Genomic DNA, 9,067 nt, shown 5'->3' with positions numbered 1-9,067 from the left:
TTCCGGGATTTCTGGGCAGAGGCGGGCCATGGCTGGTACGCCGTCGAACTCGACGCGGGCGATCCGATCCCCGACATGGCGCCCTTCGATCTACTGGTCGCGATGGGCGGGCCACAGGATCTTTGGCAGCAGGACGAGCTGCCCTGGATGCGGGCCGAACTCGACGCCATCCGCACCTGGGTCGTCGATTGGGGGCGGCCCTATCTCGGGATCTGCCTCGGGCACCAGTTGCTGGCCGAGGCGCTGGGCGGCAAGGTCGTCCCGATGACGCGCCCCGAGGTCGGTCTGGCCGATGTGGTCCTGACCGCCGAGGGCGCCGCCGACCCGCTGCTGGCCGGGCTTCCCCGGCGGATGCAGAGCTTTCAGTGGCATGGCGCCGAGATCGGGACCCTGCCCGAGGGCGCGGTGGTGCTGGCCGCGAATGCCGCCTGCCCGACCCAGGCGATCCGCTGGGGCCGGCATGCCTGGGGCCTGCAATACCATGTCGAGATCACCGAAACGACGGTGGCCGACTGGCAGGCGATCCCCGAATATGCGGCCAGCCTTCGGGCGGCGCTGGGGCCCGAGCGCGCCGGGGGCCTCGGGGCGGAGGTGGCCGCGCATCTTGGGGCCTTCCGTGCCACGGCAAGGCGGTTGAACGACAACCTCCTGTCGGTCCTTGCCGCGGCCCCGCGCGGCTGACGGGCGATAGCCCGCTAGAGCCGGAAACCTGCGACGAAATCCGGCACCGCAATCCCCTCGGGCAGCTTCGGGTCGGGGACCGGGGCGCCCGCCTGCAGGCTCAGCGGCACATGCCCGGCCCAGCGGTCCGTCGCCAGATCCTCGGCATCCTCGTCGGGGCGGGCGTCGGCCACCTTGGCCGAAACCTCGTCAAGCCGCATCCGGATCACCTTCGAGGCCTTCCATTCCTGATCGGTCGGCGGACGGGCATGGTCCCAGAGCCCGGGCGCCAGCTTGTCGATGAAGGCCTTCAGCGCCACGCGCTTGTCCTCGCCCTCGACCGCTTCGGTGGTGCCGAAAGCCATCACCGACCGGTACAGCAGGTTGTGGTTGAAGGCTGCGCGCGAAAAGGCGACGCCGTCGAGATGGGTCACGGTCAGGCAGACCGGAAGTCCCGACGCCTGCGCCCGCAGCATCCGGCTGGCCGACGAGCCGTGCCAGTAGACATGATCGCCGATGCGCCAGGGGCAGGTCGGCGTGACCACCGGCGCGCCGTCGATCAGATAGCCGACATGGGCGACGAGGGCGGCGTCGATGATGGCGTCGATCGTCTCGCGGTCGTAGCGCGCGAGCCAGTGATAGCGTTTGACGCGGGTGCGGTCGCTGGGGGCGGTTTCGGGCATGTCGGGTCCTTCGGGAAAACGGTTTCAGCAGTCCTGGCAGGCCAGGGAAAAGGGCAGCGCGGCAAGGCACGGCACCGGGTAGGACGCGGGCACCGACGCAACCCCGCGCAGCGCCGCCACATGGGCGGCGGGCAGGCCGCGCAATTCTGCGCCCTCGGCGATCCGGCAGAGATACTCGGCGCTGGGCGGCCGGGGCGCGCGGCGTTCGGTCTTCATCAGCATGACCGCCGCGACTGGGCGGCCATCCTCGGCCAGCACCTCGGCCGGGTGATGGAAATAGACGCCGGTGCCGTTCAGGCGGACCCCCCGCGCGGCCTCCAGCGCATCGGCATCGCGCAGGGACATCCGGTAAAGAACGCCCGGCAAGACGGCACCGGGATCGGCCACCGTCGCCTCTTCGGCCCCGTCCCAGACGCGGGAATGGCCGAAAAAGCCGAGCCGGGAACCGGGCAGGGTGGCGCGGGCGACCAGCTCGGCGCCGGGGCACATCCGGGCGATCTCGTCGGGATGAAGCTCGATGCCATAGGCGAAGTGCAACACGTGGTCCCTCCGTCGGGGGGCACGGGCGGGGGCCAGGATCATGGGGCAACGCTTTCCTTGGGGGTGACGGTCACGAAAAGCGCGCCCTCGCGGGGCTCTTCGGTGAAGACAAGGTCGCGCTCGACCAGGCTGCGCCGGAACCAGCGCGGCAGATGATCCATCCGGACCATCAGCGGGCGGAACGGCGCCTCGGCCAGCAGCGGTCCGAGCACGGTCATCGAGTTGTGCCGCCGGTCCCCGGCCAGCGCCGCGGCGAGGTCGAGAAACCGGGTGCCGTCGGCGCGGTCCTCGACCGGGACAGGGGGCGGGGCCGCGTCGGGGAGGCCGCCCGGACCGCAACTGCCGCAGCCCCCGGCTGGAACGCTGTCGCAGGCGCAGGCCTCGGTTGCGATCCGGTCCTCGCCCTCGGCCACTGCGGCAAGCTGGCCGTCAAGCGGCCCTTCGGATTTCCAGACGTGAAAACCCAGCTGGTCCTGGAGATAGGAATAGGCAAAGCCGCGCACCTCGGCCGACAGCAGCACCCGGCAGGGCGCGATTTCCTCGGCCAGCCTGCCAAGCGCCCAGCGCAGACCCGCCAGGCCCTCTTCGCGGGGCAGGCGGAACGGAAACTCGCTGCTCAGCGCCCAGCCGGTGCCGGTGCCCTGATAGATCCGGAGGCGCCCGGGCTCGTGCAGGCCGAGGGGCCGGCCGCTGTCGTCGACATGAACGGCGATCTGCATGGAAACTCTCCTGTTGAGGGGCGCCGGGCCGCGGACGCGGCCCGGCAGGGGACGTGCGGTCGCTGCTCACCACACGTTGAGGATCCATTCCTTGCGCTTCTTCACCTCCATGTCGGCAAAGAGGGTGTTGGCCATCTGCTCGGCCAGGAAGGTGGCGCCGGCATAGCCCAGCACCGGGTGGCGATACATGCCGGCGCGGTCGTAGGTGGGGAAGCCCACGCGGACCATCGGAATGCCGTAGTCGATCGAGATGAAGCGGCCCTTGGAATGGCCGAGGATCAGGTCGAGCTCGAGCCCCCTGTTCTTGATCCGGTCTTCGAGGTCCCAGAAATCGGCATTGGTGACGATTTCCAGATCGGGCGCGTTTTCCTGCAGCGCCAGCACCCGCGGGTCCTTCACATAGCCCGAATTGTCGTCGCCCAGCAGCAGAAGTCTGGGCTTCATCTCGAGGTCGAGACAGAACTCGGCCAGGCCGATGGCGAGATCGGGATTGGCATAGATCGCGACCCGCTTGTCGGCCAGGAACATGTGCCCCAGATCGGCGATGGCATCGAGCGCGATACCGCGTTCCTCGACCAGGCTTTGCGGGATCGGCTTGCCGGTTACCTCGCTGACCGATTTCAGGAAGGCGTCGGTGTTGCGGATGCCGACGGGCGTCGGGCCGACCACCGCAGGCACCTTGAACTTCTTCTTCAGGTAGTCGGCGGCCTTCGCGCCCTCGTAGCGGTTCAGCGCGAGGGTGGCCTTGGCATTGGCGGTGTCGCGCAGCGTCTCGACGCTGGTGTTGCCATGTGAATGGCGGTTCAGGTCGGGCATCAGCGGGCTGTCGAAGCTTTCGATCTCGAAGAGCACGTTGGCCTCGACCTCCATCTCGGCCAGCAGATGCTTGAGCGTCGTGACATCGCCGGGGTTCACCCAGCCGGTCAGCAGGTTGATCTTGTCCGAGGGCTCGCCCTTCTCGGCAAACCGCTTGACGAAGTCGTGGACCGCGCGGTCGTAGCCGGTGATCATCGAGCCGACGAAGCTCGGGCAGTGGATCGTCAGCAGATGCACCTCACGGCCGGGGAACTTCTCGGGCAGCAATTCGTCCTCGAGCTTGTAAAGCAGCCCGTCGACATCGTCGCCGATGACCTCGGTCGAGCAGGTGGTGATGATCGGAACCACCTTCACGTCGGGATAGCGCGTCAGCAGCACCTCGACCGCGGTTTCCACCCGGTCGAGCGCGCCGAAGACCGCGCCGTCCTCATGCACCGACGAGGACGCGATCTGGAAGCTTTCCTTGAGGTGCTGGGAAATCAGCAGCCGGACGAACATCACGCAGCCCTGTCCGCCATGGACGATGCCGATGCAGTCCCTGATCCCGATCGAGGCGAACTGGGCGCCGGCGGGCTGGCAGGTGAAGATCGGGTTGATGACCCCGTCCCGCTCCTTCTGAACGATCTGACATGTCATGGGAGTGATCCTTTCAGTAATGGGGAACGGTCAGCTCTTCGTTGAGCGAGCCGTGAACGGTGAGGTGGTCGATCTTGTCGTGCAGCGCCGTCATCAGGGTGCGGATCTCGTCCTTGGACAGATCGTCGATCCAGGGAAAGCGGGTGCGGAAGGCGCGGGCCAGCATCACTGCGTCGACCCAGTAACAGCGGTCGAGCGCGGTCTCGTGCACCGGCTCCTCGCCGCAGAGGATCTGGCAGGTCTGGCCGAGGATGCCCGCGCTTTGCCTGAGCCGGTCCCAGCCGCGCGAGTTGAACTGCCACAGGCAGGTTTTCATGATGTAATCGACCAAGGGGTCGAGGCGTTCGTTCAGCGTCTCCATTTCGGGGGTCCTCACTCGGCCGGGGTCGCGGCGGCGCGCTGCGCGGCCAGGTCGGCGGCATGGGCTTGGTTGCGGGCCCGGATATCGGCGATCATGTCGTATTTGCCGGTATACTGGTGCAGGCGGGTGTCGTATTTCACCGCGTCCGGCAGGTCGGGGTCCGACAGCATGGTGGCGGTGCGGAAACCCGGGGCGATCTCGGCATCTGGGGCCGAGATATCCAGCCGGGCCAGCTGGCGCATCGGCGAATAGATCGCGTTATAGATGTCGCGGGCGAAGCGCACCCAGCCCTCGTAGCCCTTCCAGGGGCCGTTGTGATAGGCATGGGCGTTCAGATACGGCACGCCCTGTTTCTTGACGAATTCGCCGGGCCGCTTGCCGGTGAAGATGATGTCGGGCTGCAGCATCCGGATCGCCTCGACGGATTCCAGCTCGTTCGGATCGTCGATGGCCAGCGCCCCTTCGGAACAGCGCGAAACGCCCTTCTCCATGTCGCCCTGATGGCCGAACTTGGTGTAGACCGACACGACCTGAAGGCCCATTTCCTCTTCGATCACATGCGCCCAGTGCCAGAGCTTGGACCCGCCGGGCCAGAGGCAGACCTTCTTGCCCGCCAGCCGTTCCCGGTACCAGTCGAGCTGGGGTTTCCACCTGGCGTATTCTTCCCCGATGATCTTCTCGGCGCGGTCCTCGATACCGAAGAACAGCCCGATCTTGCGCAGCGAATCCGACAGCGGGCCAAAGCCGAACCCGTCGATGTCGAGCCGGGGGATGCCGTAGCGCACGCGCAGTTCGTCGCAGATGTATTCGGCCGAACGCGCGCATTCGAGCACGTTCAGATGCGCCCGGTGCATCATCCTGAGCCCGTCATAGGTGCCGTTGCCGGTGAAGGTCGACAGCACCTGGATGCCCATCCGGTTGAAGAAGTCGATCATGACTTCCTGGTCGCCCTGGATGTTGTATTCGCCGACGTAGTTGATGACATGCTCGCCCAGATGCTCGGGTTCCAGCGTGCCGACCTTTTGGTTCAGCCAGGCGATGTTGATCTTGTGGTGGCCGCCCGATTGCGACGGACCGGCGAAGCCCGGCGAGTTGCAGACGAAGATGTCGACATCGCCGCGCTCGTCCATCACCTCCTTGGCGATGGCGTCGATATCGTCGCCGATCAGCGCGGTGGCGCAGGTCTGGTAGATCGTCATGCGCTTGATCGCCGGGAAGGCGTCGAAGGCCTCGTGGATGTTCTTCTTCAGCAGGCTCTCGGCGCCGAAGACGATGTGCTTTTCCTTCACGTCGGTGGCGAAGGTGTATTTCAGCTGAAAGTTGTCGTTGTCCGAGATATAGCGCTTGGTCTGCCAGGTATCGTAGGTGCAGCCGACGGGGCCGTGGCTCAGGTGGATCACGTCCTTCATCGGCGTGCCGATCACGTGCTTGGCGCCGCAATAGGCGCAGCCGCGTTCGGAAATCGTGCCGGGGATGGTGTTCAGATAGCCCTTGGGCAGGCAGGAGGTCAGGTCCTCGCCGGGGGCCTTGACCACGGCATGCTGCTTGCGCTCGGGGATGCACTTGCTGACTTCGAATTCATGATAGGGCATTGGCCGGTCTCCATGGGGGTGGGGGCGCCGGTCGCGAGACGGCGCGGGGGCTCGGGGCGCCGCGCAGGCCGCGCGGCGCCGGGGGCTCCGGCTCAGTCGACGAGGCCGTATTTCACGACCATCGCCTCGAGCTCGTCCATCGCCAGCGGCTTCGGGATCACGAAATCGTCGTTCTCGATGATCTTGCGGCCGAGTTCGCGGTATTCCTGCGCCTGGTTGGCCTCGGGCTGGAATTCGGTGACGGTCTGCTTGTTGAACTCGGCCTTCTGCACGATGTTGTCGCGCGGCACGAAGTGGATCATCTTGGTGCCGATGGCGGCGGTGAACTCGGCCAGGAATTCCTTCTCGCCATCGACGTTGCGGCTGTTGCAGATGATGCCGCCCAGGCGCACGCCTGACTGCCGGGCATATTTGGTCAGGCCCTTGCAGATGTTGTTGGCGGCATAGATCGCCATCATCTCGCCCGAGGCCACGATATAGACCTCCTCGGCCTTGCCGTCCCGGATCGGCATTGCGAAGCCGCCGCAGACCACGTCGCCGAGCACGTCGAAGAAGACGAAGTCCAGATCCTCGGAATAGGCCTCGTTCTCTTCCATCAGGTCGATGGCGGTGATGACGCCGCGCCCGGCGCAGCCAACGCCCGGCTCGGGGCCGCCGGATTCGACGCAGCGGATGTCCTTGAAGCCGGTCTTGACCACCTTGTCGACGGTCACCTTCTCGGCTCCCTCGATGCGCAGCGTGTCCATCACCGTCTGCTGCGGAAGCCCGCCAAGGATCAGCCGGGTCGAGTCGGCCTTGGGGTCGCAGCCATGGATGAAGACGTTCTGGTCGTGGAAATAGGCCAGCGCGGCGGCGGTGTTCTGCGTCGTCGTCGACTTGCCGATACCGCCCTTGCCGTAGATGGCGACTTTGCGGGTCATGGAATGCTCCTTCGTTGCGGGGTCCAGATCGGGAAGGGGCCGGGTGTCGTGCCCCCTTGCCGGATCTACAGCAGACCCCGTGCCAAGCCGGGACCGCCCCTGGGATTCGCGCGGGGCGGGAAGCTTATGGCTTGTAATAAAAAGGTTTTTCCTGATGTGGTCGCGGCCTTGCGGGCGCCCGGAGCGCCTGGGCTGCGACCCGGGCCGCGTACCGATCGGTAAATGCGCACCGATATGTAAATCATCTGCCGAACGCTGGGGGCGTCCCCGCTCCGCCGGGCAGAAGGGCGTCAGAACGGCAACCGCCGCCCGGAGGGGCGGCGGCGCAGGATCGGAAAACGTCGGTGTCAGCTCCGGGGCGGCAGGGCCGGGGGCCGGAAGGCCCGGGCGTCGATGCCGTGCCGTTCCATCCGCGTGCCCAGCATCCGGCGGCTGATCCGCAAAAGCCCGGCGGCGCGGCCGATATTGCCGTCCGCCGCCTTCATCGCCTCGACGATCATCTCGTGTTCGACCGCCCGCACCCTGTCGTCGAGCCCGACCCCCAGCCGGGTGCCGCTTTCCGAGGGAGTCTGAAGCGAGGGCGGCAGGTTCCAGGCATGGATCACCGCGTCATCCGACAGGATCACCGCGCGTTCGATGGCGTTTTCCAGCTCGCGCACATTGCCGGGCCAGTGATAGCTCATAAGCATGTTCAGCGCGGGTGTCGAGATGCGCTTGACGCTTTTGCCCATCGCGGCGCAGGCCTTGGCCACGAAATGATCGGCCAGCAGGATCACGTCGCTGCCGCGCTCGCGCAGCGGCGGCACGGTGACGGGCACCACGTTCAGCCGGTAGAACAGGTCCTCGCGGAAGAGCCCCTCTGCCACCATCCGTGGCAGGTCGCGGTTGGTCGCCGCGATGACGCGGACATCGACCTCGACCGGCTGGCTGCTGCCGACGCGCTCGACCATCCGGTCCTGCAGCACCCGCAACAGCTTGGCCTGCACTGCGTGGCTCAGCTCGCCCAGCTCGTCGAGAAAGATCGTGCCGCCGTCGGCGCGTTCGAAACTGCCCTTGCGCTGGGCGGTGGCGCCGGTAAAGGCGCCCTTCTCGTGGCCGAACAGCTGGCTTTCGGCGAGCGACTCGGGGATCGCGGCACAGTTGAAGCGGATGAAGGGGCCGTCGGCACGGTCCGAGGAATAGTGGATGGCGCTCGCGACCAGCTCCTTGCCGACGCCGCTTTCGCCCAGGATCAGCACGGTCGCGCGCGTCTTCGAGACCTTGCCGATCAGGGCATAGACATCGGCCATCATCGCCTTCGAGTTGCCGATGATGTTGGTCGGCCGGAACCGCTCTTTCAGCGCATCCTTCAGCGCGCGGTTCTGGCGTTCCAGTTCCAGCCGCTCGACATTGGCGATCAGGTAAAGTTCGACCGCGGGTGCGATCATCAGCGCGATGGCGGCCAGGAATTCGGCGTCCTGTTTCAGCAGGCGCCGGCTGACATAGCACCGCTCGCCCGCGATCGCGCCCAGGACCTTGCGGCCCAGCATGATCGGCACGCAGACGAAGGCCGACTTGCGCCGGGTCTCGCCCGCATGGGCGCCGGTCCGGTCGAGGAAATCGGGGTTTTCATGGAGGCGCGGGGCGATGATGACCTTGCCGCTTTCGACCACCTTGCCGGTGATGCCCTCGCCCAGCGCATAGACGCCCCGGCGCGCCTCTTCCTCGGTCAGGCCGAAGCTGTCATGGATGAACACCCGCCCCCGGCGGCGGTCGAGCAGCGAGACGGCGCCCCGGTCCATCCGCATCCCGGCCCGCATGACCTCGAGGATCATCCCAAGCGGTGCCGACAGATCGGTGGCGTTCGAAATGGCGTGGTTGAGCCGGTAGAGCGTCGGCAGCAGATTGACCCGGCATTCTCCCGAATAGCATTGGGTGAATTCTTCGTCCGGGCGCACCGCACCCAGGTCGAACAAGTCTGCCGCATCTTCGCCAGGCATCCGCACGCCTCGTTATGTATACAATATATATAACGATATAGATGCCCCTTGACGCCGGAAATCGGGCGAGGGCGCGGGACATCCCCCAAAAGAACGTGATCCGCACAGGAATTGCGCGCCCAAAGGGTCAATGCGCCCGGGACAGAAGCCGTGCGGGAAGA

Annotated in this window: 9 protein-coding genes; 1 reads left to right on the top strand and 8 read right to left on the bottom strand. The window is 66.4% G+C overall.

What is annotated here, in order from left to right; genetic code table 11:
• On the top strand, positions 1-681 hold a 681-nt coding region (locus BYZ73_RS20160), incomplete at its 5' end, for a type 1 glutamine amidotransferase (RefSeq protein ID WP_112317433.1).
• Between the two features lie 14 nt (positions 682-695).
• On the opposite strand, the gene BYZ73_RS20155 is transcribed toward BYZ73_RS20160, so the two are convergent.
• The 8 genes from BYZ73_RS20155 to BYZ73_RS20120 all read right to left on the bottom strand — a co-directional run bounded on the left by BYZ73_RS20155 (position 696) and on the right by BYZ73_RS20120 (position 8,906).
• Positions 696-1,343, bottom strand: coding sequence for a pyridoxamine 5'-phosphate oxidase family protein (locus BYZ73_RS20155; protein WP_112317432.1), 648 nt, complete (start codon positions 1,341-1,343; stop codon positions 696-698).
• A 24-nt stretch (positions 1,344-1,367) separates the two neighbouring features.
• Positions 1,368-1,883: a gamma-glutamylcyclotransferase family protein gene (locus BYZ73_RS20150; protein WP_245943248.1), complete on the bottom strand. Its 516-nt coding sequence runs from the start codon at positions 1,881-1,883 to the stop codon at positions 1,368-1,370.
• A gap of 38 nt (positions 1,884-1,921) precedes the next feature.
• Entirely contained in the window at positions 1,922-2,602 is a 681-nt protein-coding gene (anfO, locus tag BYZ73_RS20145; RefSeq protein WP_112317430.1) for a Fe-only nitrogenase accessory protein AnfO, read from the bottom strand.
• Positions 2,603-2,668: 66 nt separating this feature from the next.
• Positions 2,669-4,054, bottom strand: a complete 1,386-nt coding sequence (gene anfK, locus BYZ73_RS20140; RefSeq protein ID WP_112317429.1) for a Fe-only nitrogenase subunit beta — start codon at positions 4,052-4,054, stop codon at positions 2,669-2,671.
• 13 nt (positions 4,055-4,067) lie between these two features.
• Positions 4,068-4,415, bottom strand: coding sequence for a Fe-only nitrogenase subunit delta (gene anfG / locus BYZ73_RS20135; protein ID WP_112317428.1), 348 nt, complete (start codon positions 4,413-4,415; stop codon positions 4,068-4,070).
• A gap of 11 nt (positions 4,416-4,426) precedes the next feature.
• The gene (gene anfD / locus BYZ73_RS20130; RefSeq protein WP_112317427.1) at positions 4,427-6,007 is read right to left on the bottom strand and encodes a nitrogenase iron-iron protein, alpha chain; all 1,581 of its coding nucleotides are present in this window, start codon (positions 6,005-6,007) and stop codon (positions 4,427-4,429) included.
• A gap of 92 nt (positions 6,008-6,099) precedes the next feature.
• Entirely contained in the window at positions 6,100-6,927 is an 828-nt protein-coding gene (nifH, locus tag BYZ73_RS20125; RefSeq protein WP_112317426.1) for a nitrogenase iron protein, read from the bottom strand.
• Between the two features lie 347 nt (positions 6,928-7,274).
• Positions 7,275-8,906 carry a sigma-54 interaction domain-containing protein gene (locus BYZ73_RS20120; RefSeq protein ID WP_112317425.1) on the bottom strand — a complete coding sequence of 544 codons (1,632 nt, stop codon included), beginning with the start codon at positions 8,904-8,906 and terminating at the stop codon, positions 7,275-7,277.
• Between the last annotated feature and the right edge of the window lie 161 nt (positions 8,907-9,067).

This window comes from Rhodovulum viride, assembly GCF_003265965.1.
In the GTDB taxonomy this organism is placed as follows: domain Bacteria; phylum Pseudomonadota; class Alphaproteobacteria; order Rhodobacterales; family Rhodobacteraceae; genus Rhodovulum; species Rhodovulum kholense.
This window is presented reverse-complemented; position numbering and strand designations above follow the sequence as displayed.

What these genes read in the sequence shown, in the direction of transcription:
- nifH (WP_112317426.1), bottom strand. Translation starts at nt 6,927, where the DNA reads ATGACCCGCAAAGTCGCCATCTACGGCAAGGGCGGTATCGGCAAGTCG.
- BYZ73_RS20120 (WP_112317425.1), bottom strand. Translation starts at nt 8,906, where the DNA reads ATGCCTGGCGAAGATGCGGCAGACTTGTTCGACCTGGGTGCGGTGCGC.
- BYZ73_RS20155 (WP_112317432.1), bottom strand. Translation starts at nt 1,343, where the DNA reads ATGCCCGAAACCGCCCCCAGCGACCGCACCCGCGTCAAACGCTATCAC.
- anfG (WP_112317428.1), bottom strand. Translation starts at nt 4,415, where the DNA reads ATGGAGACGCTGAACGAACGCCTCGACCCCTTGGTCGATTACATCATG.
- anfO (WP_112317430.1), bottom strand. Translation starts at nt 2,602, where the DNA reads ATGCAGATCGCCGTTCATGTCGACGACAGCGGCCGGCCCCTCGGCCTG.
- anfD (WP_112317427.1), bottom strand. Translation starts at nt 6,007, where the DNA reads ATGCCCTATCATGAATTCGAAGTCAGCAAGTGCATCCCCGAGCGCAAG.
- anfK (WP_112317429.1), bottom strand. Translation starts at nt 4,054, where the DNA reads ATGACATGTCAGATCGTTCAGAAGGAGCGGGACGGGGTCATCAACCCG.